The 26,410-nt window shown below is 71.2% G+C and carries 24 protein-coding genes; 9 read left to right on the top strand and 15 right to left on the bottom strand.

Annotation, left to right across the window (positions count from 1 at the left end):
* Nucleotides 1-94: 94 nt before the first annotated feature.
* The 4 genes from ABTY04_RS03305 to ABTY04_RS03290 all read right to left on the bottom strand — a co-directional run bounded on the left by ABTY04_RS03305 (nt 95) and on the right by ABTY04_RS03290 (nt 4,814).
* On the bottom strand, nt 95-1,309 hold the full coding sequence (locus ABTY04_RS03305; protein WP_352211579.1) for an acyltransferase family protein: 1,215 nt from the start codon (nt 1,307-1,309) through the stop codon (nt 95-97).
* Nucleotides 1,310-1,437: 128 nt separating this feature from the next.
* Nucleotides 1,438-2,811: an aldehyde dehydrogenase family protein gene (locus ABTY04_RS03300; RefSeq protein WP_352211578.1), complete on the bottom strand. Its 1,374-nt coding sequence runs from the start codon at nt 2,809-2,811 to the stop codon at nt 1,438-1,440.
* Complete coding sequence (locus ABTY04_RS03295; RefSeq protein ID WP_352211577.1) at nt 2,811-3,914, bottom strand: phenylacetate--CoA ligase family protein; 1,104 nt, start codon at nt 3,912-3,914, stop codon at nt 2,811-2,813. Before ABTY04_RS03295 ends, ABTY04_RS03300 begins: the two co-directional genes overlap by 1 nt.
* Before the next feature lie 102 nt (nt 3,915-4,016).
* A complete protein-coding gene (locus tag ABTY04_RS03290; RefSeq protein WP_352211576.1) occupies nt 4,017-4,814 on the bottom strand; it encodes an arylamine N-acetyltransferase family protein in 798 nt (265 codons plus the stop codon).
* A 251-nt stretch (nt 4,815-5,065) separates the two neighbouring features.
* Here ABTY04_RS03290 and ABTY04_RS03285 point away from each other — a divergent pair, with 251 nt between their 5' ends.
* From ABTY04_RS03285 to ABTY04_RS03265, 5 genes are all read left to right on the top strand, one after another.
* On the top strand, nt 5,066-6,694 hold the full coding sequence (locus ABTY04_RS03285; protein WP_352211575.1) for a carboxylesterase/lipase family protein: 1,629 nt from the start codon (nt 5,066-5,068) through the stop codon (nt 6,692-6,694).
* A 74-nt stretch (nt 6,695-6,768) separates the two neighbouring features.
* Nucleotides 6,769-7,983 carry an MFS transporter gene (locus ABTY04_RS03280; RefSeq protein WP_352211574.1) on the top strand — a complete coding sequence of 405 codons (1,215 nt, stop codon included), beginning with the start codon at nt 6,769-6,771 and terminating at the stop codon, nt 7,981-7,983.
* Nucleotides 7,984-8,012: 29 nt separating this feature from the next.
* Entirely contained in the window at nt 8,013-9,419 is a 1,407-nt protein-coding gene (locus ABTY04_RS03275; RefSeq protein ID WP_352211573.1) for an FAD-binding oxidoreductase, read from the top strand.
* A complete protein-coding gene (locus tag ABTY04_RS03270) occupies nt 9,416-10,258 on the top strand; it encodes an arylamine N-acetyltransferase family protein (RefSeq protein WP_352211572.1) in 843 nt (280 codons plus the stop codon). The genes ABTY04_RS03275 and ABTY04_RS03270 overlap by 4 nt, the downstream gene beginning before the upstream one ends.
* A gap of 186 nt (nt 10,259-10,444) precedes the next feature.
* The gene (locus ABTY04_RS03265) at nt 10,445-10,930 is read left to right on the top strand and encodes a hypothetical protein (RefSeq protein WP_352211571.1); all 486 of its coding nucleotides are present in this window, start codon (nt 10,445-10,447) and stop codon (nt 10,928-10,930) included.
* 226 nt (nt 10,931-11,156) lie between these two features.
* Here ABTY04_RS03265 and ABTY04_RS03260 read toward each other — a convergent pair whose 3' ends face one another.
* The gene (locus tag ABTY04_RS03260) at nt 11,157-12,011 is read right to left on the bottom strand and encodes an arylamine N-acetyltransferase family protein (RefSeq protein WP_352211570.1); all 855 of its coding nucleotides are present in this window, start codon (nt 12,009-12,011) and stop codon (nt 11,157-11,159) included.
* 2 nt (nt 12,012-12,013) lie between these two features.
* Nucleotides 12,014-13,018, bottom strand: a complete 1,005-nt coding sequence (locus ABTY04_RS03255) for an aldo/keto reductase (protein ID WP_352211569.1) — start codon at nt 13,016-13,018, stop codon at nt 12,014-12,016.
* 118 nt (nt 13,019-13,136) lie between these two features.
* On the opposite strand from ABTY04_RS03255, the gene ABTY04_RS03250 reads away from it, so the two are divergent.
* The 3 genes from ABTY04_RS03250 to ABTY04_RS03240 all read left to right on the top strand — a co-directional run bounded on the left by ABTY04_RS03250 (nt 13,137) and on the right by ABTY04_RS03240 (nt 16,833).
* Complete coding sequence (locus ABTY04_RS03250) at nt 13,137-14,078, top strand: NADP-dependent oxidoreductase (protein WP_352211568.1); 942 nt, start codon at nt 13,137-13,139, stop codon at nt 14,076-14,078.
* Between the two features lie 140 nt (nt 14,079-14,218).
* Nucleotides 14,219-15,439 carry a hypothetical protein gene (locus ABTY04_RS03245; protein WP_352211567.1) on the top strand — a complete coding sequence of 407 codons (1,221 nt, stop codon included), beginning with the start codon at nt 14,219-14,221 and terminating at the stop codon, nt 15,437-15,439.
* Entirely contained in the window at nt 15,436-16,833 is a 1,398-nt protein-coding gene (locus ABTY04_RS03240) for a vWA domain-containing protein (protein ID WP_352211566.1), read from the top strand. Before ABTY04_RS03245 ends, ABTY04_RS03240 begins: the two co-directional genes overlap by 4 nt.
* A 74-nt stretch (nt 16,834-16,907) precedes the next feature.
* On the opposite strand, the gene ABTY04_RS03235 is transcribed toward ABTY04_RS03240, so the two are convergent.
* From ABTY04_RS03235 to ABTY04_RS03220, 4 genes are read right to left on the bottom strand one after another with little or no spacing between them, the layout of a single operon-like run.
* Entirely contained in the window at nt 16,908-18,098 is a 1,191-nt protein-coding gene (locus tag ABTY04_RS03235) for a 3-hydroxybenzoate 6-monooxygenase (RefSeq protein ID WP_352211565.1), read from the bottom strand.
* 25 nt (nt 18,099-18,123) lie between these two features.
* Nucleotides 18,124-19,389 (bottom strand): 3-phosphoshikimate 1-carboxyvinyltransferase, encoded by a 1,266-nt coding sequence (gene aroA, locus ABTY04_RS03230; protein WP_352211564.1) that lies wholly within the window; start codon nt 19,387-19,389, stop codon nt 18,124-18,126.
* A complete protein-coding gene (locus tag ABTY04_RS03225) occupies nt 19,386-19,862 on the bottom strand; it encodes a transketolase-like TK C-terminal-containing protein (RefSeq protein WP_352211563.1) in 477 nt (158 codons plus the stop codon). Before ABTY04_RS03225 ends, aroA begins: the two co-directional genes overlap by 4 nt.
* Nucleotides 19,863-19,878: 16 nt before the next feature.
* On the bottom strand, nt 19,879-20,580 hold the full coding sequence (locus tag ABTY04_RS03220; protein ID WP_352211562.1) for an SDR family oxidoreductase: 702 nt from the start codon (nt 20,578-20,580) through the stop codon (nt 19,879-19,881).
* Between the two features lie 222 nt (nt 20,581-20,802).
* On the opposite strand from ABTY04_RS03220, the gene ABTY04_RS03215 reads away from it, so the two are divergent.
* Nucleotides 20,803-21,270 carry an AtaL-like protein gene (locus ABTY04_RS03215; RefSeq protein ID WP_352211561.1) on the top strand — a complete coding sequence of 156 codons (468 nt, stop codon included), beginning with the start codon at nt 20,803-20,805 and terminating at the stop codon, nt 21,268-21,270.
* A 105-nt stretch (nt 21,271-21,375) separates the two neighbouring features.
* Here ABTY04_RS03215 and ABTY04_RS03210 read toward each other — a convergent pair whose 3' ends face one another.
* The 5 genes from ABTY04_RS03210 to ABTY04_RS03190 are packed head-to-tail and all read right to left on the bottom strand — an operon-like array spanning nt 21,376 to nt 26,308.
* The gene (locus ABTY04_RS03210; RefSeq protein ID WP_352211560.1) at nt 21,376-21,723 is read right to left on the bottom strand and encodes a hypothetical protein; all 348 of its coding nucleotides are present in this window, start codon (nt 21,721-21,723) and stop codon (nt 21,376-21,378) included.
* Nucleotides 21,720-23,603: an anthranilate synthase family protein gene (locus ABTY04_RS03205; RefSeq protein ID WP_352211559.1), complete on the bottom strand. Its 1,884-nt coding sequence runs from the start codon at nt 23,601-23,603 to the stop codon at nt 21,720-21,722. Before ABTY04_RS03205 ends, ABTY04_RS03210 begins: the two co-directional genes overlap by 4 nt.
* On the bottom strand, nt 23,600-24,280 hold the full coding sequence (locus ABTY04_RS03200; RefSeq protein ID WP_352211558.1) for an isochorismatase family protein: 681 nt from the start codon (nt 24,278-24,280) through the stop codon (nt 23,600-23,602). The genes ABTY04_RS03205 and ABTY04_RS03200 overlap by 4 nt, the downstream gene beginning before the upstream one ends.
* Nucleotides 24,281-24,338: 58 nt before the next feature.
* A complete protein-coding gene (locus ABTY04_RS03195; RefSeq protein ID WP_352211557.1) occupies nt 24,339-25,109 on the bottom strand; it encodes a 2,3-dihydro-2,3-dihydroxybenzoate dehydrogenase in 771 nt (256 codons plus the stop codon).
* Between the two features lie 29 nt (nt 25,110-25,138).
* Nucleotides 25,139-26,308 (bottom strand): 3-deoxy-7-phosphoheptulonate synthase, encoded by a 1,170-nt coding sequence (locus ABTY04_RS03190; RefSeq protein WP_352211556.1) that lies wholly within the window; start codon nt 26,306-26,308, stop codon nt 25,139-25,141.
* Nucleotides 26,309-26,410 lie beyond the last annotated feature (102 nt).

Genomic DNA, 26,410 nt, shown 5'->3' with positions numbered 1-26,410 from the left:
AACGCGGGCGACCAGGACATCCAAAACCGTTCGGGATGCCCGCAGTAACCAGGAATGGGTCCAAGACCCACTCCTGCTCACTGATGAGGAACGGTCAGACGGTCTCCAGGGTGCGGCCCTCGGAGTCGGACGAGCCGGTGTCGCGCACGGCGGCCCCGGCTTCCGCGGCCTTCGCGGCCCTGGCCTTGCGCGAGCTGGAGAAGCGGCGGGTGATCGGCGCCTCGACCCAGGCGTACAGGGCCCAGGACAGCAGCACGGCGACGACGATCTGGGCGGCGATCAGTGCGATGCCGGCCGGCGTCGAGTAGAGCCCGTCGCCGAGCAGTTTCCGGGAGTAGGCCAGGACGATGTAGTGGAGCAGGTAGAAGGCGAAGGAGATCTCGCCGAGCCAGATCATGAACCGGTTGTTGAACGGCGTCGGCTTGTTCTCCGCGTCGCGCGTGGCGACGGCCGCGATCAGCAGCACGATCGGGATGAGGGTGACCGCGCGCTGTGCGTACAGGTGCTCCACGTTCATCGCGAGCACGTAGCTCGCGGCCAGCAGCGCCGCCGACCAGACCGTGCCGATGTTGCGCCAGCGGCCCGCCGTCACGGCGCGGGCGACGAGGATGCCGAGGGCGAAGTCGAGCAGCCGGACCGGCGGCAGGACGTACGCGAACCAGTACTGCACGGTCGAGGTGCCGTCAGCGCCGGGCATCTGCATGCCGCCGCCCGGGATGACCGCGTAGGTCAGCGTCGGCGTCAGGAAGACGGCGGCGACGACGCCGCCGATCCAGTACTTCAGCCGTGCGGGGTCGATCTTCTTGATGAGCAGGAACAGTACCGGGAAGGCGAGGTAGAAGATCGCCTCGGCGCCGAGGGACCAGCTGGGCGGGTCGACGCTGAAGTTGGTGGCGAAGTCGGGCACCCACACCTGCACCATGAGCAGGTTGACCACGGCCTGCCAGGGCTTGGTCATGACGGCCGCGAAGGTGAGCAGCGCGAGCGCCCAGGTGATCACGTAGTTCGGGTAGATCTTGACGAAGCGGCGGCGCCAGAAGGCCCGCATCGTGTCCTGGTCGCGGGCCGACCAGGTCAGCACGAAGCCGCTGAGCACGAAGAAGAACGTGACGCCGAGGGCACCCGCCTGCGAGGCCCACCTGGCGAACGCGTCGTTGGCGCTGTCTTCGGCGAAGAGGCGGATCCACGGGACGCCGAGGGAGGCGTGGAAGAGGAAGACCAGGAGGGCGGCGGGGAAGCGGAGTCCGGTCAGCGACGGGAGCCGCGGAGGTCTCGAAGGTCTGGAACCGGCCGTTCCATTCATGGACATGACAAGAACGCTCCTTTGTGGGTGACGGGTGACTGGGGGACGGGGAGACAGGGAAGGCGGGAAGGCTGTGCCCACACGTCTGGTGGTGCGCAAGCGGGTCCGGGCCGAGGCCCGGACCCGTCAGGTGGTCAGTCGCGGATGACGGTCTTGGTCCGCATCAGGAACTCGCCGAGGTAGCCGTCGTGCGGAACGCCCGGCCTGATCCAGTAGGTCGGGTGGTCGCCCAGGTAGACGTTGCTGATGGTGGGCTCCTGGAGCAGGGCGTCGATCAGCGCCTCGTCCTCGGTGAACGCTGTCAGCACCAGCGAGTTGCGCAGCGGCCCGATGCCGTCGGCGGGCGACCAGGGGGCCACCCACACGCAGGGGAAGGGCAGTTCGATGCCGGCCTGCTCGGCGTCCGGCCGCTCCAGCTGGTGCACGGCCGGGCGCAGTACGGCGCTGCCGTCGCCGAGCTCCTCGACGATGCCGTCGCCGCCGAGGTGCGCCGTGGTCCCGGCCGCCTTGGCGAGCAGGAACTTCTCGATCGCGCGCGCCCCCTCCACCGGCTGCACCGCGAGGACGGCCTTCTCGTCCTCCGGCGGCAGGCTGGGGATCGTCGCCAGGCGCTCGGCGATGGCCTGCGCGAGCGGCGCCGGGTCGCCGTCGACGAGCACGGTGGTGGCGTTGATGCAGGCCACCCCGCCCTGGTGGCTGATGGAGTCCACGATGGTGTCGAGGTGGTCGCGCCAGTCGACACCGGCCGGGACCAGCATCTTGGAACGGCCGGGGCCCTGCGGCAGCACGGTGGTGCCCGCGTACTTGCGCACCACGTCGTCGCCGCCGTACACGAGGCCGTAGTCGGCGCTGCGCAGGATCTCGTCCGCCGCCTCGTAGTCCGTGGGCAGCAGCACGATCTGGTCGCCCGCGAAGCCCGCGGCCCGCAGCGCCGAGATCAGCCGGTGCGGGGTGAACGGCTCGCGGCGCGAGGGCCGCACCGCGACGCGGTAGCCGAGGGCGAGGGCCTCGACCCACAGCGAGTGCGGGCCGGGGTGGTTGCCCGCGGCGTGCACGGCGAACACGTCGCCGCGCCGGGTCCACACGGCGCTGCCGCTGCGGGTCTGCTCGGCGCGCCAGTCGTCCACGGCGCCGGCCGGCTGCGCCTGGTACGCGGCGAACCGCGACTGCTCGGTCGCCTCGATGATGGCGGCGGCCGCGGCCTGGACGACCCCGATGGGCACACCGGAGACCCGGGCGACCGTGCGCTCGTACTCGGCGAAGGACAGCCCGTCGATCGTCTCCTCGGCGAAGATCTTCCCGGCGCGGGCCAGCGCCGCCGTCCGCTCGGCGGCCGGCATCGGGTCGGCCTTGCGCAGGGCGTCCATCGCACGGGTCACGAACAGCTTCGGGACCAGGCTGAGTTCGGCCACCGGCGCGCCCGTCACGTCGGTGACGGTCGTGCGCTTGCGCGCGCGGAACGGTCCGGCGGGCCCGAGCGCGTCCAGCGTGATCAGGCCGGCACTCATTAATAGACCCCTTCGATGACGGTCTCGTTGTCGAACTCCTGGACCGGCGCGATGTCCGCCACGGAATCCCCGAGCTGCCAGACGCCCTCGGGAGCGGGCACGCGGGTCGCGTGGTCGCGCTCCAGGTTGTTGGGCATGAACAGGCTCTTGCTGATGTGGTGCATGACGACCTGGCCGCGCTCGCCGTACGGGACGGTCTCGCGCGTCGCGGGGTCGACCACGTCGAAGATCATGTGGGGGGAGAACGGGTCGTAGATGCACGGGTCGTCGTCGGACAGGCCCGGGCGCTCGCTGGCGTTGCCGAGGATCATCGTCGAGCCGTAGCCGCTGTACAGGTGGGCCTTCGGGAAGACCTCGGTGCGGTACAGGTAGCGGGTGTCGGCGTCCATCTGCGTGCCGACCCAGTTGATCGCCTTCACCTTCTCGTCGATGAGCTTGGCGAGGTCGTCGCGGCGGGCCAGGCGCTCCAGGACCGGCGGCGTGCACATCAGGACGCCGATGTCCTGGGTCTGGAGCAGGAAGGCGACCTGGTCGACGATGTGCTCGGCGTACGCGCCGGCCTCGGCGCCCTTGCCGTCGGAGATGAGCTTCTTGACCCAGCGCGGGTCGAGGTCGACGGTGAAGGCGAGGCCGCCGCGGAAGGCGGTCTGCCGCTTGATCACGTCACCGACCATGTGGGGCCCGGTGGGGGCGACGACCAGCCAGTTCACGTTCTGCGGGACGCCGTGGCGGTCCAGCTGGGCACTGCTCCAGGCGAGCAGCCGGTCCAGCCACTCCCGGAGCAGGACTATGCGCTTGGGGGCGCCGGTGGTGCCGCCGCTCTCGTAGACGCCCACGACCTCGGGGTGCTCCCCGTAGCCGCGGGGTATGAGGTCCTCGGCCCGTACGTGGCGCAGTTCGTTCGCGAGGTTGGGGAACTTGTTCAGGTCCGCGAATCCGTTGACGTCGGTCAGCGGATCGAACCCGAGAGTTCCTGCGCGTTCCAGCCAGAACGGCGAACCCGTTTCCGGGGAGAAATGCCACCGCAGGGCGGCGCGCAGGAATTCGTCGGGGTCCGGCCGGGTGTCGAGCGGGAATTCCAGCAAGGGATCAACGATGGACACAATGCTCCTTCCGGGTACGGGGTAACGCCGTACTCTTCGCATCGTGCGCCGGGCCCCGGGAGCCGGTCCACGTTATTCGGATGAGTCCGTCAACTGTCTGTGTCAGGTCAGCTGGATCCCGACGGTCCGGTTTGCGCCACCGCCTTGCGGGAGTTCGTCGAGCACCATTCCGAAGTGGGTGTGGTAGGCCGCCAGGACATCCGCGTCGCTCTCCGCCTTCTCGATCGTGCGCACCCCTGCCTCGATCCTGACCAGGCGCTTCCCCTTCAGCGTGACCCGGCCGTCCGCGAGCGGCAGCGAGCAGAACAGCTCCTGGAGGAACGGCGAGTCGGGGCTGCTGCGCCACCACCACAGGGTGGGCCCGAAGTCGTCGAGTCGGCAGGGCCGGTCGTCGATCCGGTACAGCGGGTTCCCGTCCAGGGAAACGTCGAACCCGCCGGCCCCGGCCGCCTCGACCCGGTACTCCCCGTGCGGGTCCCGCTGCACGTCAGAGGTGGTGAAGCGGAGCGGACGGCGGCTGTTGCGGCCGAATCCGGCATCGACCAGCCACGGCTCGTCGAGGGTCACGCGCAGGGCGAGATGGCACATCGCCGGCCCCAGTCCGTCCGGCCGGTAGACCCGGCCGGGCAGGATCTCCACCCGGTACCCGAGGGCCTCCAGGAGGACCGCGAAGGCCGAGTTCACCTCGTAGCAGCCACCTCCGCGGCGCCGGCGCACGATCTTGTCGACGACCTGCTCGCCGAGGTGGATCTCGCGGTCGAGGTGGTAGTCGATGTTTTCGAAGGGCACCGAGAGGACATGCCGCTCCTGAAGGTGGCGCAGACCCGCGAGATCGGCGCGCTCGGGCCTTTTAGCGCCGATCCGGTCGAGGTATTCGGCCACTCCTGCGTCGTCCAGCATCGCATTCTCCTTGACGATTCGAACCCGGCAGCGTACGCCGAATGAAAATACACGGCCACCGGTCGTCCCCGAATCGATCTGACGGACAATGCGGCACCTGACAAAGTGCCGTGCCACTTGTTGCCGGGTTCTCGCGCGGTTACCAGCATCGGATGGTCCAGAGTCATCCGACGCGGCACATTCGGTTCGAATGGGCACCGTGGAGTCGGCGTGACTGACCGCCCGTCGACGACGATGGAGAACCCACGGCAATGGCCACCTCTGCCGCCCACAGCCCTTCGCCGGAAACCGCAGGCGAATCCGAAGCCGTGCTCGCGCACACCGGCGCCGGCGTGATCGCCGGGGAGCGCTCCGGACGGCTGTCCGTCTTCCGCGGCATCCCCTACGCCGCGCCGCCCGTCGGTGACCTGCGCTTCGCCTCGCCCCGGCCGCCCGCCCCCTGGAGCGGGGTGCGCGATGCGACGGCCTTCGCCCCCGAGTCGCTCCAGCCGATCATCCCGGGCAGCGCCGAGGACTCCCTGTACGCGAACGTCTGGACGCCCGCCGCGGCCGGCGCCGCCAAGCCGGTGCTCGTCTACATCCACGGCGGCGGCTGGATGGTCGGCGCCGGCAGCCTGCCCGTCTACGACGGCGCCCGCCTCGCCGACCGCGGCGACCTCGTCGTCGTCACCTTCAACTACCGCCTCGGCGCCCTCGGCTTCGGCCTGCACGAGGAGTTCACCGACCCGGACACCGGCGACTTCGCCAACTGGGGCCTCCAGGACCAGGCGGCGCTGCTGCGCTGGGTACACGAGAACGCGGCGGCCTTCGGCGGCGACCCCGGCAACATCACGGTCGCCGGCACCTCCGCCGGAGGCGCGAGCAGCTGGCAGCTCGCCCTCCTGCCCGAGCTGCGCGGCATCATCCGCCGCATCGTCCCGATCAGCGCCTGCCACGTCTGGGAGCCGGCCACCTCGCTGTCCCCCGCCGATGCCCGCCGGGCGTACGAGTCCCTCGCCGGCCGGCTCGGCACGAGCGTGCGCGGCCTGCGGGAGGTTCCCGCGGCCGCCCTGATGGACGCCTGGGAGGAGCTGTTCGGCGGCCTGCCCGGCGAGCGCGGGGCCGGCAGCGGCCGCGAGTTCCGCGGCCCGGTCGTCGACGGCCGCTGGATGAGCGCCTTCGACCACGAACTGCCCACCCCCGAGATGCCGGTCCTGGCCGTCCACACCCGTACCGAGGGCTCGTTCTACACCGGCCCCTGCCCGCCGCAGCCCACCCCCACCCCGCCCCCCGCCGACGCGGCCGAGCTCCGCGAAGCCGTGCGCGGCGTACTGGAGAAGGGGATGGACAAGGTCCCGTACGAGCTGGTCGACGCCTGCATCGCCGCGTACCGCGAGGCGGCCGAGGCCGACGGGCTCGCGCCGGACCCGCTGTCGCTGTGGACGGAGATCTGGGGCGACGCGCTGTTCCGCCACCAGATCGTGCGGCTGTCCGAGCGGCACGCCCGGCACGGCCGCTCGCCGCAGTACGTCATGGAGTTCGCACAGCCCGTACGGGCCCCCCACCACGGCACCCCGCACGAGGCGACCTCGCCGTTCCTGTTCGGGACGTACGGCGACCCCGCGGCGGTCTCCGCCACCTACCCGGTACCCGAGGCCACCCCGCTGTTCCACGACGGACCGCACGAGCGCGCCGTCTCCGAGACCTTCATGGACCTGGTGGCCGCCTTCGCCCGCGACGGCGTGCCCACCGGAGCCGGTGCCCCCGCATGGCCGGTCTTCGATCCCGAGCACCCCAGCACGCTGGTCCTCGGCGGTGAGCCGGTCGCGGAGATCGCCACCACCTCGAAGCTGCGGCAGCTGCGGTTCTGGGACGAGTCCGGCTGGGTCCCGCGCACCTGAGCTGCCCCGCGGCCGCCCTGCCGCCTCCCAGCAGGCCGGCTCCCGCCCCCAGAGACACGAATGAGGTTCTTGTCATGGCAACACTCGAAACGTCCGCCGAGGTCGCCGCACCGGCGGCCGCGGAGGAACCCACCTCCCTGAAGAGCTGGCTGGCCGTCGTCGCCGTCGCCGTCGGCATCTTCACCCTCGTCACCGCCGAACAGCTGCCCATCGGCCTGCTCACCTCGGTCGGCGGCGCCCTGCACGTCTCCGAGGGCACCGCCGGCCTCATGGTGACCGTGCCCGGCCTGGTCGCCGCGCTGTCCGCGCCGCTGATCCCCGTGGTCGTCGGCCGCATGGACCGCCGCTTCCTGCTCGTCGGCCTGATGACCGTAATGGCGGTCGCCAACCTGGTCACCGTGCTCGCGCCCGACTTCGGGATCCTGCTCGCCTCGCGCGTGCTGGTCGGCATCACCATCGGCGGCTTCTGGGCCATCGCGGGCGGCCTCGCCTTCCGGCTGGTCCAGCCGGCGGCGATCCCCCGGGCCACCGCGCTGATCTTCGGCGGGGTCGCCGCCGCCAACGTCCTCGGCGTGCCGACCGGCACCCTGATCGGCGGTCTGGCCGGCTGGCGCACCGCGTTCGCCACGCTCGGCGTCCTGGCCTTCGCGGTCCTCGTCGCCCTGCTGACCCTGCTGCCCTCGCTGCCCGCCACCAGGCCCGTCGGCGTGCGCGAGCTGATCGGCCAGTTCGCCAACCGCGGCGTCCGCTCCGGCATCATCGCGACCGCCCTCATCGTCACCGGGCACCTCGCCGCGTACACGTACGTCAGCCCGATGCTCCAGCAGGTCTCCGGCATCGACGAGGACCTGATCAGCATCCTGCTGCTGGGCTTCGGCGTGGCCGGCATCATCGGCAACTTCGTCGCCGGTGCGGCCGTCGCGAAGAACCTGGGCCGCACCATGGCCGTCATCATCGTCGCGCTGGCCGGCGCGATGCTGCTCTTCCCGCTCGTCGGCAGGAGCCAGGCCGGCGGCATCGCCCTGCTGGTCCTGTGGGGCCTGGCCTTCGGCGGTGTCTCCGTCAGCCTCCAGACCTGGATGCTCAAGTCCGCGCCCGACGCGATGGAGGCCGCCTCCGCCCTGTGGGTGTCCGTCTTCAACCTGGCCATCGCGCTCGGCGCGCTTGTAGGCGGTCTGGTCGTCGACCAGGTAGAGCTGATCACCGTGGCCTGGCTGGGCGGCGTCGTGGTGCTGCTCACCGCGCTCACGCTCCCGAGCCTGCGCACCGCCGGCAAGGCCTCCCGGTGAGCACCCCGTCAGCGAAAGGAACCTCCTCCGTGACCACCACCGCCGTGACCACCGACGAATTCGCCGCGCTCGCAGTCGAGCTGCGCGGGCCGCTGCTGCTGCCGGGCACCGACGCGTACGACGAGGAGACGGAGGTCGGTTTCAACCGGATCCTGGCGGACAGCCGGCCCGCCGCCGTGGTCCTCGCCGACGGCACCGCCGACATCCTCGCCTCCGTGCGCTTCGCCGCGCGCCACGGCATCGCCGTCGCCGTCCAGGCCACCGGGCACGGTGTCGCGCAGCTCGCCGACGGCGCCCTGCTGATCAACACCCGCAACCTGCGCGGCGTACGGATCGACCCTCGCACCCGTACCGCCCGCATCGAGCCCGGCGTCCAGTGGAGCCGGGTCATCGAGGAGGCCGCGGCCTTCGGCCTGGCCCCGCTCAACGGCGCCTCCCCCGGCGTCGGCGTCGTCTCGTACACCCTCGGCGGCGGCCTCGGCCCGCTCGGCCGTTCGTACGGCTACTCCGCCGACCACGTCAAGAGCATCGACCTGGTGACCGCGGACGGCGAACTGCGGCTCGTGTCCCCCGAGGAGCACCCGGACCTGTTCTGGGCGCTGCGCGGCGGCAAGGGCAACTTCGGCGTGGTCACCTCCATCGAGATCGGCCTCTTCCCCGTCGCCCGGCTCTACGGCGGCGGCCTGTTCCTGCCCGGCGAGCACATCGACGAGATCCTGCGCACCTGGCGCGACTGGACGCAAGCCGTCCCCGACGCGATGCAGTCCTCGATCGCCGTGATGCGCTTCCCCGACATCGACGTGCTGCCCGAGCCGGTCCGCGGCCGTTTCCTCGCGCACATCCGGATCGCCTTCAACGGGCCCGTCGCGGAGGGCGAGGAACTGCTCCGCCCGCTGCGGGAGATCGCCCCGGCCGTCCTCGACACCGTCGCGGACATGCCGTACACCCGGGTCGCCGAGATCAACATGGACCCGACCATGCCGTTCGTCTACTTCGAACGCTCCACCCGGATCCGCGAGCTCGACGACGCCGCCGTGGACACCCTGCTGCCGCTGATCAAGGAGGGGGTGGACGAGGTCCGCCCCGGCATCGAGCTGCGCCACCTGGGCGGCGCACTCGGCCGGCAGCCGGAGCACCCCAACGCCCTCCCGCACCGCGAGACCGCCTACACCCTGTTCGCGGGCGCGCCGGTGTGGCCCGAACACATCCAGGACGTACGGGAGTTCCAGGAGCGGCTCATCGAGACGATGGAGCCCTGGCGGATCGGCGGCCCGTTCCTCAGCTTCATCAGCGCCCTGGAGAGCACCCCCGAGCACCTGCGCTCGGCGTACGACGAGACGACGTACGCCCGGCTCGTCGCGGTCAAGGACGCGTACGACCCGCAGAACGTGTTCCGCGTGAACCACAACATCCCGCCGACCGGGTGGTCCCGATGACAGAGGAGAAGACGAAGACCATGCTCAGCGATGCGATGGTGGACGCGTACCTGGAGCGCATCGGCGCGCGCCGGCCCGAGAAGGCCGACATCCACGCCCTGCAGCACCTCCAGGAGCGCCATGTGCTGTCGGTGCCCTTCGAGAACATCGACTACCACGTCGAAGGCGCCGAGCTGGGCCTCGAACGGGAGTTCCTCTACAAGAAGATCGTCACCCGCCGGCGCGGCGGCGGGTGCTACGAGCTGAACCCCGCCTTCGGGCATCTCCTGGAGGCGCTCGGCTTCTCCGTGGAGATCCTCGCCGGCCAGGTCTTCCTCGGCGGCGCGTTCGGCGCCCCGCTGTGCCACCTGGCGCTGCGCGTGCGCCTGGAGGAGCAGGACTGGCTGGTCGACGTGGGCTTCGGCAAGAACAGCCGGTTCCCGCTGCAGACCGGTTCGGCGGAGGTCCAGAAGGACCCGCACGGCGATTACCGGGTGACCCGGCCGGAGGAGGGCTTCCTCCAGGTCCACTTGAACGGGAACATCCAGTACCGGCTCGACGAACGGCCGGTGCGCATCGGGGACTTCCATCCGACCCTGTGGTGGTACCGCACGGCGCCCGACTCGGTGTTCCTGCACAACCTCATCTGCTCGATCCAGAACGAGGCCGGCCGGGTCACCGTCAACGGCCGGGAGCTGACGCGTACGGACGAGAACGGCACCGTGACCGTCGAGCTGGCGGACGACGCCGCCCTGCGCGCCGCATACGAGGAGAATTTCGGCATCGTCATCGACCCGGCCGCCATGCCGAAGCAGCCGGACATCGACCCGGCGGTTCGCATCGTCATGCAGATCGACTGATTTCCTTTCCTTTCACTATCAGGCCCCGGTGCCGCACACATTCGCGTGCGGCACCGGGGCTTTTTTGCCATGCCGACGACATCGAGCCGACCTGACGGATCGACATCTGGTCCATACCTCCCATGAATTCACCGCGCCATCATAGGAATTGCAGGAATACACATCGATTTCATGGGAGACAATCACATGCGCAAGAGCACCCGCATCAAGGTGGCCGTTTTCGCGGGTATCGCCGCGCTCGCCACCGCGACCGCCGTCACGGGTTCGGCGAACGCCGCGGTCGAGGGCGGCAGCGGCTGCTACACCCTGCCGGGCAGCTGGAAGGTCGTCGACGACAACACCCACGACACCTTCCTCGGCAGCTACTACGGCAGCGCCACCGCCACCGCCGGCGTCGTCAACTTCACCTCGCCGAACAACACCACCACCGCCTCGCACGGCGAGTGGCGCCTGACCGGCTGCGGCACCTACTCCGACACCGACACCGCCTTCCTGATCGGCACGGACGGCAAGGCCGCCTCCACCATCACCTTCAAGGCGAACATCACGGTGACCGGCAAGAACACCGCGAACTTCGACTTCGCCTTCACGATCAACAACCTGGACGGCTCGTTCGTCACCAGCGGCGCCTCCACCGGCAAGGCCACCCGCATCGCCGTCCAGCCCCGCTGACCCCCGCGCACGCCCCCGCACGCCCCCGCACCGCGCTCCGCCCCCCCTGGCGCCCTCCGCACGGGCCCGGCCACCCCCCGGCCGGGCCCGTACTGCTGCGCCGCCTCCGCCGCGTACGGACGCCCGCGCGGCCCGTGCGTACGGACTCCGGTGCGCACGCGGAACGGGGCCCGCGGTGCGCACCCTGCGGGGCGCTCCACGGGCCCCGCAGGGGCCGTGCAGGGGTTCAGGAAGGCTCGGGGGCCGGCAGTGCGGCGACCACCACCTCGGCCTCCTCCTCGGTCAGCTCGATCTCGAACTGCTTGGCCAGCAGTTCGCGCACCTCTCCGTCCACCACGTACCGGACCTCGCTGCCGCCGTCGGCCCGGGTCAGGGTGAGCTTGCGGTGGTTGAGGTTGAGCCGCCAGTCCTCCGCGATCCGCTCCAGGAAGACGCGGCCGGTGAACGGCGAGCTCGCATGCGTGGAGATGAAGTAGTTCGCCACCACGCAGTCGATGTGGTGGTGCCCCTCCGTCGCGTACCAGTACAGGGGGAACCAGCCGTCGTCCCGCTTCAGGGAGAGCACCCACTCCTTGTCGGTGCCCGGCACGCGGGCCAGCCGGTACACCCAGCCGCCCTGGTCGCAGACGATCCCGTCCTCGACCTGGATCGGCTCCAGCGGGCCCTCGTCGCCGAAGCCGACGTCGGCGAGGTACGTCTCCCCGCCCACGGCCACGCTCAGCACCAGGTGCGTACGGGGCAGCGGCTTGGGGGCGTCCAGGAGCGGACGGGCGTAGAGCCGCGTGACCTCGTACCCGAGCCGCTCCAGCAGGACCGCGAAGAGCATGTTGTGCTCGTAGCAGTAGCCGCCGCGCCTGCTGCGCAGGAGCTTGTCCTGCATGGCGTCCATGTCGAGGTCGATGCCCCGCCCCAGCAGGATGTCGAGGTTCTCGAACGGGATGGTCAGGGCGTGCGCCCGGTGCAGCCGGCGCAGGGTCTGCGCATCCGGCTCCAGCGGCCCGGTGATGCCGAGGCGGTCGAGGTACGCATCGACGTCGAGGCGGTCGGCCTGCCACTGGGCGGCGCTGCCGATGGGCCGCATGCTCAGCCCTTCTTCTCGCTGTCGAGCATGGCCATGCCCTCGGCGTCGAAGCGCGTGCCGGCGACCTCCTCGGCGGGGACGGCCCGCTCGATCTCGGCGACGTCCTCGGCGGTCAGTTCGAGCGAGAGCGCACCGAGCGCCTCGGTGAGCTGGTCGCGGCGGCGGGAGCCGACGACGGGCACGATGTCGACGCCCTGCGCCATGGCCCAGCCGATCGCGAGCTGCGAGGTGGTGACGCCCTTGGCCTCGGCCACCTTGCCCAGGGCCGCGACGAGCTGCAGGTTGCGGTCGAGGTTCTCGCCGCTGAACCGCGGGAAGCTGCTGCGGCCGTCGTCGGAGGCGGTGGCGCGCTGGTGGTTCCACCGGCCGGACAGCAGGCCGCGGGCGAGCACCCCGTACGCGGTGATCGCGGTGCCGAGCTCGCGCGCGGTCGGCAGGATCTCGTCCTCGATGGCGCGGGAGAGCAGCGAGTACTCGATCTGGAGGTCGGAGATGGGGTGCACGGCGGAGGCGCGGCGCAGGGTCTCCGCGCCGATCTCGGACAGGCCGATGTGCCGGACGTGGCCGGCGTCCACCATCTCCTTGATGGCGCCGATGGTCTCCTCGATCGGCACCGCCGGGTCGAGGCGCGCCGGGCGGTACACGTCCACGTAGTCGGTGCCGAGCCGCTGGAGGGTCTGGGCGAGCGAGTTCTTCACGGCCTCGGGACGGCAGTCGACACCGAGGATGCCGCCGGCCGGGTCGCGCAGGACGCCGAACTTGACGCTGAGGGTGAGCTGCTCGCGGTCGTGGCTCTGCAGCACCTCGCGCAGGAGGAGCTCGTTGTGGCCGCTGCCGTAGAAGTCGCCGGTGTCGAGGAGGGTGATCCCGGCGTCGATGGCGGCGTGCGCGGTGGCGACACCCTCGGCCCGGTCGGCGGGGCCGTAGAAGTCGGACATGGACATCAGGCCGAGGCCGAGAGCGGAAACCTCAGGGCCGGCCGAACCAAGTGATCGCAGCTGAGTCATATACCCCAGCATTGAACAGCCGCCTTCGGCGCAAAAACCATTCCACGCCGGTCTGTCAGGTCGTGAATGGCCGGATATCGACGGGGATTCGGCTTTGCGAATTGAGATCATCGAATGCATGACAGAAACCATGCGCACCGTCCGCCAGGAGTCCCTCGGCGGAATTGAAGTACTGAACCTGACGGATTCCCCGCTCCCGATTCCCGGCTCCACGAAAATTCTGGTAAAGACCCATGCCGCGGGTGTGAATCCCATCGACTGGAAGATCCGGGCGTACGGGCTGTGGCTGACCCCGCCGTTCGGCGTCGGCTGGGACGTCTCGGGCACCGTCGTGGCGGTCGCGGCGGGCGAGAACCGCTTCAAGGTCGGCGACGAGGTCTTCGGCCTGCCCTCGTTCCCCCACGAGGCCGCCGGATATTCGGAGTACGTCGCCGCGCCCGCGCGCCACTTCGCGCGCAAGCCGGACAGCCTCGACCACGTCTCCTCCGCGGCCCTGCCGCTCGCCGGATCGACGGCCTGGCAGGCGCTGGTCGACGGCGCGGACATCCGGGCGGGCCAGCGGGTGCTGATCCACGCGGCGGCCGGCGGCGTCGGCCACCTGGCCGTCCAGATCGCCAAGTCCCGCGGCGCGTACGTCATCGGCACCGCCAGCGCGGCCAAGCACGAGCTGCTGCGCGAGCTGGGCGCCGACGAGCTGATCGACTACACGGTGCAGGATTTCGCCACCGCCGTGCAGGACGTGGACGTCGTACTCGACCTGATCGGCGGCGACTACGAGGACCGCTCGCTGCGCACCCTGCGCCCCGGCGGCCTCTACATCGGAGTGACGAACCCCCTCGCGATCGAGGAGATCACGGTGAAGGCGACCGCGGCGGGCGTCCGCGCCATCACGGTCAACGTGGCCCCCGACCACGTGGTCCTGGCGGAGCTGGCGGCCCTCGCGGACGCGGGCAGCCTCCGCCCCCTGATCGCGGAGACCTTCCCGCTCCAGGAGGTCCGCAAGGCCCACGAGCTGGGCGAGTCCCAGCACACGACGGGCAAGATCGTCCTCACGGTCTGACCCGCGGCCCGTACCGGCCGCGGCCTCCGATCCGGCCTCCCGGATCGGAGGCCGCACCTGCGCCCGCCCCCCGAAGCGGTGACGAAAAGAAACCCGACGACCACTTAAAGTGATCACGTGTTGTGACCGACGATGTCGGCATGACGCGATCTCCCGAAAAGGACTCGGCCGGCACGTCAGAGAACCCCGGAGTGCAGCAGAACGCCACCGCGTCCGGAACGGCCCGCGTCTACCAGGCCGGCCGCGACCTGCGCGTCCTCAGCATCCGCATCCCGCGCGCCCTCCGGAACACGTTCATCGCCCTCGTGGTCCTGGCGGTCCTCGGCGGCGGGACCTGGGCGGTGGTGCACTGGGTGCTGCCGTCCTACGCGCCGACGTACAAGACGCAGTTCCTCATGGACGCGGCCGCCGTCACCGACTCCGCGGACGCGGCCGCCGTCGCCGCCTCTCTCGGGACCGTGGTGGGCAACGCGGGCGACGCCGACGCCCTGGCCCTGCGCCGGTTCGGCGGTGAGTGCGGCACGGACGGCAACACCGCTCAGCTGGTGGACTTCGGCACCGACAACAGGCAGGACATCGTCCGCGCCGCACGGCAGGCCCCGGTGGGCGGCAAGGCCACCCTGCTGCGGGGCATCGTCCAGGCCGTGGACGACTTCTCCGGCCGGCTCGCGTTCGGCGCCGGCCAGCGCGCCAAGCAGGTGAACCGCATCGTCGTCGTCACCCGGCACGGCAAGGACGCGTGCGACGACGACACCGGGTTCGTCCGGCGCGAGATCGCGGACCGGATCCGCGCGGCCGGGCTGGCGATCGAGTTCCGGCTGATCGGCTACCAGGTGCCCGACGACCAGAACGAGACGCTGAAGTCGATCGCCACCGCCGGCTCCAACCCCGCCGAGCCGGTCTTCGCCGACACCCCGTCGGACCTCGACGCGGCCCTCGAATGGTCGACCAACACCGAACCCGTCCTGCGCAACGCCACGAAGATCGTGGACGTCCTCAATCCGGCCGTGACCCGCATCAACACCGCCGTACAGGAGATCGGCGAAGGCCGGCTCAAGGAGGCCGGGCAGAACCTCGACCGGGCCAGGGAACCGCACGTGGGAACCGAGTTCGAAGATCTCGGGGGACGGACGAAGACCCCTGAGGCGCGTGACATCGGCGACCGGGCGTCGCGCCTGCGGGAGCAGCAGAGGACCGTGCTGGACGCCGCCGACCGCCTGCTGGAGGCCGCGCGCTCCAAGGCATCGCTGGGGGCCCGGCACGAGGCCTTCGAGAAGGCCGCCACCGACTACAACACCCAGGTGGACGCGATGAACAAAGCACTCGCCGCACTGCGCGCCAAGGCCCCGGCGGCCCGATGACGACCCCGGCGGTCCGGCCGCGCAGCCGCCGGCTGCGCATCACCCTGGCGGTTCTCGCGGTGGTCGTGGTCGCGATCGGGGCGACCGTCGTCTACGTCGTCCGGTCCACTCCGCAGTACCGCACCGCGTTCCTCGTCGACACCTCCGACCCCGGACCGTCCGGTGCGCAACGGGACTTCGGCGCCCTCGCCGACTCGTTGGGCGCCGCGGTCCGCAACGCCGGGGACCGCGACGCGCTGTCCCTGCGCCGTTTCGGCGGCGGCTGCGGCGACCGGGGCAACACCGAGGAGCTGGTCGCAAGCGGAACCGGGAACGCCGAACGGATCAGCGCCGCGGCACACGCCCTGACCCCCGGCGGAAAGGCGACCCTGAACAGCGGACTCCTGGCCGCGATCGACGACTTCGCCGGGCGCTATCCGTTCCGCGGCAGCAAGCGCAACCGCATCGTCGTGGTGACCACCCGGGGCACCGACGGCTGCGGCGGCGACCCGGCCGCGATGAACGCACAAGTCCGCGAACGGATGGACCGCCTGGGCCTGCAACTGGAGTTCCGCTTCGTCGGCTACCGCGTGCCGGTGGCGGAGCAGGAGGTACTCACCCGGCTGGCCTCGGCGACCGGGAGCGCCGCACCGCAGTTCCCCGCGGACGCCGCCGAACTCAACGCGGTCCTGGAAAAGGTGGTGATTCCCACCCTCCCCGAGGCCAAGCCCGTCGAACTCCCCCTCCAGGAAGCCCCGGTCACGGCGTGCACCTGGGGCGACACGAGCGCCGTACCGCCTTCGCCGGCATCGCCGCCACCGTCCTCGGTGCGCCTGCCGCGCCAGGTCCGGCTGCCGGCCGGGGCAGAGGTCTACCGGGCGGCCCCCGGGACGTACCTGATCTCGGAAGCGGGCCGGAAATGTGCCGTCTCCCAGTACGACCCGACGAACGGGCGGCAGGTCCTCGTGAGCGACGACCCCACCATCGCTGAGGGGTTCGGGGTGGGCCTGACGGAATGGGGACTCAGCGGCGCCGTCTCGGACTGCAAACAATTCGGCAGGACGGCGCCCGAACTGCTGAAACAACTGCCGGCGGACGTCTCGGGAAGCGCCTGCAAGGAGGCCGACACGGGTGGCACCGTGAACATTCCGACCGGCGTCCCCGGTCTCTACCTCGGAACCGTCCACGAAGACCGGTCGACCGACGTCAAAGGCATCCTCTACGTTCTGAGCTTCCTCGGCGAGCGCCCCGTCACGAGCGACCTCGTCTGCCTGCTCCACGTGGAACAGCGCGACGTCTGCACGGCCTCGCTCACCTACTTCTTCCTCCAGCTGACGGCCGGCAAGGACATCTCCGCCGCCGACCGGGATCGCGTGGTCGCGGCCATCGAGGCCTATGTCAAGAGCCTCCCCTAGGGCCCGCCGCACGGTGGGGGCACGGAGGGGCCGTGCCCCCCTCCCGTGAGCGGGTCGGGGTGGGGTGGCGGCGGTCAGGGGGCGGACGGGGAGCCGAAGTCGTACGCGCCGTGCAGCCAGGCCACCTTGTCGTACATGTCGTCGTCCGACAGCGACGCCAGCATCGCGTTGCGCTCGACCCGCGCGTCGCCCGCCGCGTGGTACAGCTGACGGCCCATCTCCCGCGCCACCAGCTGCACCTGACCGGTCCGCTCGCGCCGCGCCGCGTTGTACTTCTCCAGCCGCTGCTCGAAGTCCGCCGGGCAGCCGTCCAGCAGCCCGCTCAGCAGCACCGCGTCCTCGATGGCCTGGCAGGCGCCCTGGGCGGCGTACTGGAGCATCGGGTGCGCGGCGTCGCCCAGCAGGGCCACCCGGCCCTCGGTCCAGCGGTCGATCGGGTCGCGGTCGCACAGCACCCAGGACTTCCAGTCCCGGCCGAGCTCCAGCAGCCGCCGCGCCGCGCCGGACAGTTCGGGGAAGGAGTTCACCACGTGGTCGTGCTCGGCGGGCACGCCCGCCACGGCCTCCGTCGCGCCGTCGTCACGGGTCGCGGCCAGGTTGAAGTGCTCGCCGCCCGCGATCGGGTAGTGGACGAAGTGCCACTTCGGTCCGGCCCACAGGGTGACGGTGTTCCACCGCAGCTCCTCGGGCACCTCCTCCATCGGGATCACCGACCGGTAGATGGTGTGGCCGGAGACCCGCGGGGCCCCGTCGCCGACCATCTGCCCGCGGATCGCGGAGTGCAGGCCGTCCGCGCCGATGAGGGCGTCACCGGTGATGCGCCGCCCGTCGGCGAGGACGGCGCTGACCTCGCCCGCCTTCTGCTCGTACGCGACCACGTGGTGGCGGCCCAGCAGCTCGACGCCGGGGTGGCGGCGGGCGGCTTCGAGGAGCGGCAGGTAGGCGTCCACGCGGTGGACGACGGCGTACGGGTTGCCGAACCGGCCCCGGTACTTCTCCTTCACCGGCATCGCGGCGACCTTCTCGCCGGTCGTGCCGTCCATGAAGCGCAGCTCGTCGATGAAGACGGCGCGGTCGCGGACCGCCTGGCCCACGCCCAGCAGGTCGAGCGCGTGGAAGGCGTTCGGACCGAGCTGGATGCCGGCGCCGACCTCCGTGAAGACGTCCCTGCGCTCCAGGACGGTGACCCGGTGTCCACGCTTCGCGAGCCCGATCGCCGCGGCGAGGCCGCCGATGCCACCGCCGGCGATGAGTATGTCGGCCATGGGTGTCTCACATCCCTATTCGTTGTCAGTGACTGTTGGTGCTCAAGTGGTGGGCCGGGAAAAGCCGTTCCAGTTCGGCGTGGAAGCCGGGGAAGGTCTTGCCGACACAGGACGGGTCGTCGAGCGTGATGCCGGGGACGCGCAGGCCCAGTACCGAGAACGCCATGGCGATCCGGTGGTCCCGGCGGCAGGCGATCCGGGCCGCCGTGGGGCGGCCCGGGTGAACGGTGAGCCGGTCCGGTCCGGACTCGGTGCGGATCCCGAGGGCCCGCAGGTTCTCCTCGACCGCGGCGATCCGGTCGGACTCCTTCAGCCGTGCGTGGCCGATGCCGTGCACGGTGATCGGCGCATCGGCGAGCGGGGCCACCGCGGCGAGCGTCATGAAGGTGTCGGAGATGTCGCCCATGTCGACGGTGAAGCCGCCGCGCAGCGGGCCGGTGCCGGTGACGGTGGTCGCCCCGTCGGCGATCTCCACCCGGGCGCCCGCCCGGCGCAGCACCTCCACGAAGCCGAGGTCGCCCTGGACGCTGCCGCGGCCGAGCCCGGGCACGGTGACGCTCGTCCCGGTGACCGCGGCCGCCGCGAAGAAGTACGAGGCGGTGGAGGCGTCGGGTTCGACGTCGAGCTCGGCGGCCCGGTAGCCGCCGGGCAGCACCTGGATGGCGCCGCCCTCGAACTCGTCGACGTACGCCCCGAAGTGGCGCATGAGCGCCTGGGTCATGGTGATGTACGGGCGGCTGACCAGCCCCGCGCCCCGTACGGTCAGCGGCTGCTTCATCAGCGGTCCCGCCATCAGCAGCCCGGTGAGGTACTGGCTGCTGAGCGAGGCGTCCACGGTCAGCTCGCCGCCGGCCAGGCCCCGGGCGGCCACCGTCATCGGCAGTCCGCCGACGGGCTCGGTGACCCGGGTGTCCGCGCCGAGCCGGCCCAGCGCCTCGGCGAGGGGGCGCAGCGGCCGGGCGCGCAGCTGGCCGGTGCCGTCGAAGGTGAACGCGCCCGCGCCGGCCGCCGCGAACGGCGGCAGGAACCGGGCGGCAGTGCCCGCGTCCTCGCACCACACGGCGGCGCCGGCGGCCGGGGCCCGCCCGATACCGGTGACCTTCCAGCCGTCGTCGCCCGCCTCGACGGGGGCGCCGAGGCCGGCCAGGGCCTCCCGGAAGGCCGCCGTGTCCTCGCTGAGCAGGGGGGCCCGCAGCAGCGAGACCCCGTCGGCCGCGGCGGCCAGCAGCAGCGCCCGGTTGGTGATGCTCTTGGAGCCCGGGATCCGGGCGGTCAGTACGGCGCTGTTCACGCGATCTCCCGGTGTCCGGCGCGGGCCAGGCCGGCCCGGGCGGAGGCGGCGACCCGCTCGGCGCAGAAGCCGTGCTGCTCGTAGAGCGCGGTGTACGGGCCGCTCGCGCGGAACTGGTCGAGCCCGACCGGGATCCCGGCGTCGCCGAGCAGCTCGTACCAGCCGAGGGCGGAGCCGGCCTCCACGGACACCCGGGTGCGGACGCCGCTCGGCCCCTCGGGGCCGGGCACCGGCACCACCCGGGCGGCGATGCCCTCGCGGCCCAGGATGGCGCGGGCGTCGAGGGCGACGCGCACCTCGCTGCCGGTGGCGAGCAGCACCACGTCGGGGACGGCGCACTCGGCGTCGGCCGCCACGCTGTCCCGGTTGGACCAGCCGGGCTCGCCCGGATCGCCGACGGCACGGACGGCACTGGCGGCACCGGCCTCACCCGTGGCGAGGGCGCGCCCGAAGGGACGGGAGGTTCTCTGCATGGGACTGGTCACCGCTCTACTCGCTGGTCTTGCGGTCGAGCACGAGGTCGTGCCCGACGATGTACGCGGCCGCGTCGGAGCAGAGCCAGACCACGGTGTCCGCGATCTCCTCGACGCTGGCTCCCCGGCCGAGGGGGCAGGGGCTGATGGCGTTGATGCGGATGGACTGGGCGACGTACTCGCGGGCCGCGGTCCGGGTCAGGGCGCTGACGGCGGCCGTGGAGGCGGCGTAGGCGCCGAGGCCGGGGAGCATGCCCTGGGAGCCGATGTTGCTGGCCGTGTTGACGATGACGCCGCCGCCGGCCGTCCCCATGTGGGCGATCTCGTGCTTCATGGACAGCCAGACGCCGGTGAGGTTGGCGGTCAGGGTGTGGGCCCAGACCGTCTCGTCGATGTCCGCGACGGACTGGTGGGGGCCCAGTTCCGTGGTGTTGTTGAAGGCCACGTTCAGGGCGCCGTGCCGGCGCACGGTCTCGGCGACGACGTGGGCGGCGCCCGTGCCGGGGCCGGCCGTCGTGTCCGACACGTCGGCGACGACGCTGTCGGCCCGTCCGCCCTCGTCGTGGATCAGTTTGACCGTTCCTTCGAGCGTCTCCGGGTGGCGGCCCGCGACCACCACCAGTGCGCCGAGCCGGGCGAAGGCAACCGCCGCTGCCCGGCCGATGCCTTCGCCTCCTCCGGTGACGAGGACGACCTGGCCGTCGAACCGTTCAGACATCAGCGTTCTCCTGATTCTCCGCGTCGGATTTAACGGGAAGGCGCTCTGTGGAACGCCGCCAACCAACCGTCACCCTGCAAGAGACAAGGGCCGGTGAGGCAGTGGACTTCGGTCACTTCGTCAGGTCCTGGGGGCATCTGACGTAATGCCCCGTCCGGCTTTGACACCGCCGTTCTCCCGGCCGATGCTGCACGCCGGCCCAGCGGCGGAAAAGGGAGATCAATGCTGACGCTTTCGTGGACCCGGCTGGTCGTCGGCGCAGCTCAGGAGGGTTGTCCGGCTCCCACACGGGCGAGTCTGTGGCAGGCTCTGCTACACAAGGCGGAGTTCCCCACGGGATATGTTCCGGCCATTACGAAATGCCGGATCGAAGAACGGTACGCGGATGGATTTCTACGAGAAATCCGGCGCGGCGAGCTGACGTTCCTGCAACGCGTCACCCCGCAGGAGAGTGCCGGGCGCATTACCTACCGGCATCTGGACGACACCGACATCGCGGAGATACGCAATGAGATCGGCGAGGACGCGGACGGCCGTCTCACGCTCACCCTGAGCATCACCCTGACCGACCGGCCGGCGGCCGCGATCCTGGCGCAGAACACCTATCTGCGGGACCTGGACAGCGATTTCCACGGCACGCTGGACGCCATGACGGAGGTCCTGCACCGGGTGATGACCACAGGGACATGAGAGGCGGGAGGAGCACGAGGGGCACGGCCGCAGAGGCGGCATGACGGCACGCCCACGGCCCCCGCGCCCCCGAGGGGACGTGAGGGGCCGCAGGCGTTCTCGTGTTCACACCCGCCCGGCCGGCTCCTCGCCGATCAGGCCGGGCGCGGGCAGCCCGGGCAGCGTGTGGACGCCCTCGACCGTCGCCTCCACGTCGAACACCGTGTACTGCACCGGCGCCCGACCGATCAGCTCGGCCGCCCGCGGGGCCAGCGGCCGCGCCGCCGCCTCCGCGGACTCCCACAGCAGCACCGCGCCCCAGCGCTCCGTCTCCGGGTCCGCGATCCAGAACTTCAGCCGCAGCCCCTCGACCGAGGCGAACCGGTCGACCGCCTCATCGCGCAGGTACGCCCGCAGCGAGGCGATGCTGTGCCCCGAGCCCTTCAGGTCCCACCAGGCCACCGTCGCCTTCATACGGCCTGCTCCCTGAGCAGCCCGGACAGGGCCTCGGCGACGATGCGGATGCCGTCCTCGGTGAGCACCGACTCGGCGTGGAACTGCATCGAGCGGAAGCCCGGCCCGCGCAGGGCGTGCACCTCCCGGGTCCCCGGCTCCCGGCACACCTCGACCGTGCCGATCCCGGGCACCTCGACGGAGTCCGAGGCGCTCTGCGCGGCGAAGGTGTTGTAGAAGCCGACGCGCTCGCGCCGCCCGAACAGCTCGATCTCCCGCTGCACGCCCTGGTTGGGCTGCTCCCGGCGCTTGAGCGCGAAGCCCAGCTTCGTGCTGAGCACCTGGTGGCTGAGGCAGACCGCGAGGAACGGCCGCCCCTCCGCCAGGAGGGTGTCCACCGCTGACCGCAGGTGCGCGATCTTCGGGTGGTCCACGTCCCGCGGGTCGCCCGGCCCCGGCCCCATCACGACCAGGTCGTACGGGGCGAAGCTGTACGGCTCGTCGAACCGGCAGACGGTGACGTCGGCCTCCATGGCCCGCAGCTGGTGCTCGATCATCGCGGTGAAGGTGTCCTCCGCGTCGACCACCAGCACCTTGCGGCCCACCAGCAGCGGTACCGGCCGGGCCCGGGAGGCGTCGTCGTCCAGCCAGAACCCGGCGATCGTGGCATTGCGCCGGCTCAGGGCCTCCCGTACGTCCGGGTGGTCGCCGAAGCGGCGCGGCCCCGACTTCTCGAACATCGCCAGCAGGCCGGCCGCCTTCGCCCGGGTCTCGGCGACCTCGGACAGCGGGTCCGAGTGGCGCACGAGGGTGGCGCCGACGCCGATGCGCATCCGGCCGCCGCCGTCGATGTCGGCGGTGCGGATCAGGATCGCCGAGTCCAGCGTCCGCTCGCTGTTCTCGTCCTGGCCCATCAGGGCCAGCACACCGCTGTAGTAGCCGCGGCCCTGGGGCTCGTACTTCTTGATGACCCGGCCCGCGCTCTCCAGCGGGGACCCGGTGACCGTCGGTGCGAACAGGGTCTCGTGCAGGATCTCCCGGGGGTCGCGGGAGGTGCGGCCCTCGATGAAGTACTCGGTGTGGGCGAGGCGGGCCATCTCCTTGAGGTACGGCCCGACGACCCGGCCGCCGGATTCGCAGATCCGGGCCATCATCTTCAGTTCCTCGTCGACGACCATGTACAGCTCGTCGGCCTCCTTGCGGTCGGCGAGGAAGTCCATGACGCCCGGCAGTTCGGGCCCCGAGGCGGGGAACCGGTAGGTGCCGCTGATGGGGTTCATCACGGCCCGGCCGCCGGAGAGGCTCACATGGCGCTCGGGCGAGGCGCCGATGAGGGTGCGCTCGCCCGTGTGCACGATGAACGTCCAGTACGCGCCGGTCTCCCGCTCCAGCAGCCGGCGGAAGAAGCGCAGCGCCGCGGCGACGGAGTACTCGCTGATGTCGGCCACGAAGGACCGCTTCATCACGAAGTTGGCGCCCGCGCCGGTGCCGATCTCGTCCGCGATGACACGGCGGACCGTCTCCGCGTACGCGTCGTCGTCGATGTCGAAGTCGCCGCCCGCCGCGAGGTGGACGGGGGCGTCGGGGATCCGGGCCAGGACGGTGTCGAGCGGCACCTGCGCCTGCTCCTCGATCACCATGGCGAGCAGTGGGGTGCCGTCGTCGGGCGCCTCGAAGCCGCGCTCGGCGAGCTGCCGGTACGGGACCAGGGTGAGCACGTCCTGGCGGGCGCCTGCGCCCGCCTCGACGTCCCGCAGCGGGATGTCCGCGAGTGTGGCCGCCTCGGCGAACTCGCCGAGGAAGAGGTCGAGTTGCCGGGTGACGGTGGTCTCCGGGCGGTGGATCAGTGCGAAGGCCGGCGGCCGGCCGGTCAGGATCCGGCCCAGCAGGTCCACGGTCATGCGGATTCCCCTCCCGCTCCCGCGTACGCGGCCACCCGGTCCGGGAGGGCCGTGAGGAGCTCCTTGGTGGTGGTCAGCCGGGCACAGCGGCCGGCCGCGTATTCGAGGGACATCCGGTGCTCCTCCCAGCTGAAGTCGGCGATGGCGTCGGCGACCAGGAAGGGCTGGATGTCGTTGGTGAACGCGTCGACCGCGGTCATCAGGACACCCACGTGCGCGTACACGCCGCAAATGATCAACTGGTCGCGGCCCTGGGCGCGCATGCGCTCCAGCAGGTCGGTCTTGAAGAAGGCGCTGTAGCGCCACTTGGTGAGCATCCAGTCGCCGACGGCGGGCGCCACCGGGTCCACGACCTGGCGGTGCTCCGGGCTGGGCTGCATGCCCGGACCCCAGAAGTCCTTGAGCAGTCCGCGCTCCTCGGGGGTCATACCGCCCGGCTGCGCCGTGTACGCGACCGGGATGCCGAGCTCGGCTGCGCGAACCCGCAGCTCGCCGGCGTTGCGGGCCAGGTCCACGACGGGCTGCTCACCCGCCGGGAACGCGGCCAGGAAGTACTTCTGCAGGTCGTGCACCAGCAGGACGGCGCGGTCCGGATCGACCTCCCAGTCGACGGCGGAGGCGGGCAGGTCGGCCGCCGACGGCATCGGGTAGGGGCTGATCGCAGGTATGCCTGCCATGCGTTTCTCCCTCTCGTTCACGCTCTCGTTCACGGTTCGCTGACTGGTTGCACCGGTCTCAGGCACCGAGCGCCGCCCCGCCGTCCACGGTGAGGTCGTGCATGGTGATGTGGGCGGCCTTGTCGGAGAGCAGGAAGACCACTGCCTCGGCGACGTCCTCGGGACGCGCGAGCTTGCCCAGCGGGATGCCGACGCGGTACGCGTCCGGGACCCCGTCGATGGAGGCGCGCGCGCTGCTCTCGTCCTGCCACATGGAGTTGAGCATCGGAGTGTCCGTGGAGCCCGGCGCCACGAGGTTCGCGCGGATGCCGAACTTGGCGACCTCCAGCCCCAGGCACTTGGTGAACATCGTCGCGGCGGCCTTGGAGGCGGCGTACGCGGACATCTCGGTACGGGCGGTGCCCGCGGCGTTGGAGGCGATCGTGACGATCGCGCCCCGGCGGCGCGGCACCATGCGGTTGACGACGGCCCGGGAGACGAAGAAGACCCCCGTGGTGTTGACCGCGAACGTCGTGCTCCACTCCTGGTCGGTCAGCGTGCGCGCCTCGGCGAGCCGCAGCACGCCGGCGGCGTTGACGAGGAAGTCGAGCGGCCCGACGAGCGCCTCGACGTCGTCGACCAGCGATTCGACGTCGGCGCTGGAGGTGACGTCGGCCGGGAACGGGTCGACCCGGCCGCCCTCCTCGCCGACGGACTTGGCCACGTCGCGCAGGCGGTCGGCGTCCCGGTCGACCGCGGCCACCCTGACGCCCCGGGCGGCCAGGGCGCGCACGATGGCTTCCCCGATGCCGCCGGCCGCTCCGGTGACCAGAGCGATCTTTCCTTCCATGATGGAGTAACCCCCTTTTTTCTTCAGCCTCAGCCGCGCCAGGCGGAGGCGACTTCGATGGCCTGGTCGGAATTGAGGCGCGGGTCGCAGAACGAGGTGTACTTCTCACCCAGCTCGTCGATGTGGTATTCGTCGGAAACGCATTCGTGGACCTGCTCCGGGGTCGTTTCCAGGTGGAGGCCGGCCGCCACTCCGCCGTTGTCGACAACGGCCTTCTGGAATTCCTCGACCTCGCGCACGACCGTTTCGACGTAACGGGTCTTGATGCCACCGGGCGCGCTGACGGTATTCCCGTGCATCGGGTCGCACATCCACAGCACCGGGTGCCCGGCCTCCTTGACCGCGCGGACCAGCTCCGGCAGCTTCTCGGCTGCCGTTCCCTGGCCCATCCGGGAGATCAGCGTGAGCCGCCCCGGCTCGCGCCGCGGGTCGAGCCGGCCGCACAGATCCACCAGCTCGGCCGGGGTCATCTTCGGCCCGACCTTGGTGGCGATCGGGTTGGCGATCGACGCGAAGAGCTCGACGTGGGCGCCGTCCGGCTCGCGGGTGCGCTCCCCGATCCACGGCCAGTGCGTCGAGGCCAGCAGCACCGAGCCGTCCGGCTGGGTGCGCAGCATCGGGCCCTCGTAGTCGAGGAGCAGCGCCTCGTGGCTGGTCCACACCGGAGCCTCGGCGGAGGAGGGGCGCCCCTCGCCGTGCCAGCCGAGGAAGGCCATGGCCCCCGAGGCCGCCTGATAGCCCGCGACCAGGCGCTTCGGGTCGGGGCGGCGCAGCTCGGGGTCCGGCTCCGGGCTGTTGACCATGTGCCCGCGGTAGACGGGCAGCTCGACCCCGCCCACCGTCTCGGTCGGGTTGGAGCGGGGCTTGCCGAACTGGCCGGCCAGCCGGCCCACCCGTATGACGGGCTTGAGCGAACGCGTCTTCATGACACCGGCCAGCACATCGAGGAGCGCCGCCTTGCGCGCCACATAGCCGGGAGTGCACTCCGCGGGGTCCTCTGCGCAGTCCCCGCCCTGGACGACCTGCACCTCGCCCCGTGCGGCCGCGGCGAGCAGGGCGCGAAGGGCTTCGACGTCCTCCCGGCGGACGAGTGCGGGCGAGTCCGCGAGTTCGGCCCTGGCATTCTCCAGGGCGTCTTCATCCGGCCAAACGGGCTGCTGGCCCGCGGGCAATGATTTCCAGCGTGCAACACCGTACATGTGGCACCTCCCAGTGCTGAACCTGCCGTGACATCAGATGCAGCCAGAAGTCTGTGAAAGAGCCATTCGAGGGAACCACCAGAGATTCGCCACTCCGTCAGG

The organism is Streptomyces sp. NPDC097981, from assembly GCF_040302565.1.
GTDB lineage: Bacteria > Actinomycetota > Actinomycetes > Streptomycetales > Streptomycetaceae > Streptomyces.
This window is presented reverse-complemented; position numbering and strand designations above follow the sequence as displayed.

Excerpts from the sequence above, each read along its gene's own strand:
- ABTY04_RS03270 (WP_352211572.1), top strand. The coding sequence starts at position 9,416 with ATGACAGAGGAGAAGACGAAGACCATGCTCAGCGATGCGATGGTGGAC.
- ABTY04_RS03240 (WP_352211566.1), top strand. The coding sequence starts at position 15,436 with ATGACGACCCCGGCGGTCCGGCCGCGCAGCCGCCGGCTGCGCATCACC.
- ABTY04_RS03190 (WP_352211556.1), bottom strand. The coding sequence starts at position 26,308 with ATGTACGGTGTTGCACGCTGGAAATCATTGCCCGCGGGCCAGCAGCCC.
- ABTY04_RS03245 (WP_352211567.1), top strand. The coding sequence starts at position 14,219 with ATGACGCGATCTCCCGAAAAGGACTCGGCCGGCACGTCAGAGAACCCC.
- ABTY04_RS03220 (WP_352211562.1), bottom strand. The coding sequence starts at position 20,580 with ATGTCTGAACGGTTCGACGGCCAGGTCGTCCTCGTCACCGGAGGAGGC.
- ABTY04_RS03265 (WP_352211571.1), top strand. The coding sequence starts at position 10,445 with ATGCGCAAGAGCACCCGCATCAAGGTGGCCGTTTTCGCGGGTATCGCC.
- ABTY04_RS03225 (WP_352211563.1), bottom strand. The coding sequence starts at position 19,862 with ATGCAGAGAACCTCCCGTCCCTTCGGGCGCGCCCTCGCCACGGGTGAG.
- ABTY04_RS03200 (WP_352211558.1), bottom strand. The coding sequence starts at position 24,280 with ATGGCAGGCATACCTGCGATCAGCCCCTACCCGATGCCGTCGGCGGCC.
- ABTY04_RS03235 (WP_352211565.1), bottom strand. The coding sequence starts at position 18,098 with ATGGCCGACATACTCATCGCCGGCGGTGGCATCGGCGGCCTCGCCGCG.
- ABTY04_RS03260 (WP_352211570.1), bottom strand. The coding sequence starts at position 12,011 with ATGCGGCCCATCGGCAGCGCCGCCCAGTGGCAGGCCGACCGCCTCGAC.
- ABTY04_RS03305 (WP_352211579.1), bottom strand. The coding sequence starts at position 1,309 with ATGTCCATGAATGGAACGGCCGGTTCCAGACCTTCGAGACCTCCGCGG.
- ABTY04_RS03280 (WP_352211574.1), top strand. The coding sequence starts at position 6,769 with ATGGCAACACTCGAAACGTCCGCCGAGGTCGCCGCACCGGCGGCCGCG.
- ABTY04_RS03285 (WP_352211575.1), top strand. The coding sequence starts at position 5,066 with ATGGCCACCTCTGCCGCCCACAGCCCTTCGCCGGAAACCGCAGGCGAA.
- ABTY04_RS03215 (WP_352211561.1), top strand. The coding sequence starts at position 20,803 with ATGCTGACGCTTTCGTGGACCCGGCTGGTCGTCGGCGCAGCTCAGGAG.
- ABTY04_RS03195 (WP_352211557.1), bottom strand. The coding sequence starts at position 25,109 with ATGGAAGGAAAGATCGCTCTGGTCACCGGAGCGGCCGGCGGCATCGGG.
- ABTY04_RS03250 (WP_352211568.1), top strand. The coding sequence starts at position 13,137 with ATGACAGAAACCATGCGCACCGTCCGCCAGGAGTCCCTCGGCGGAATT.
- ABTY04_RS03255 (WP_352211569.1), bottom strand. The coding sequence starts at position 13,018 with ATGACTCAGCTGCGATCACTTGGTTCGGCCGGCCCTGAGGTTTCCGCT.
- ABTY04_RS03205 (WP_352211559.1), bottom strand. The coding sequence starts at position 23,603 with ATGACCGTGGACCTGCTGGGCCGGATCCTGACCGGCCGGCCGCCGGCC.
- ABTY04_RS03210 (WP_352211560.1), bottom strand. The coding sequence starts at position 21,723 with ATGAAGGCGACGGTGGCCTGGTGGGACCTGAAGGGCTCGGGGCACAGC.
- ABTY04_RS03290 (WP_352211576.1), bottom strand. The coding sequence starts at position 4,814 with ATGCTGGACGACGCAGGAGTGGCCGAATACCTCGACCGGATCGGCGCT.
- ABTY04_RS03300 (WP_352211578.1), bottom strand. The coding sequence starts at position 2,811 with ATGAGTGCCGGCCTGATCACGCTGGACGCGCTCGGGCCCGCCGGACCG.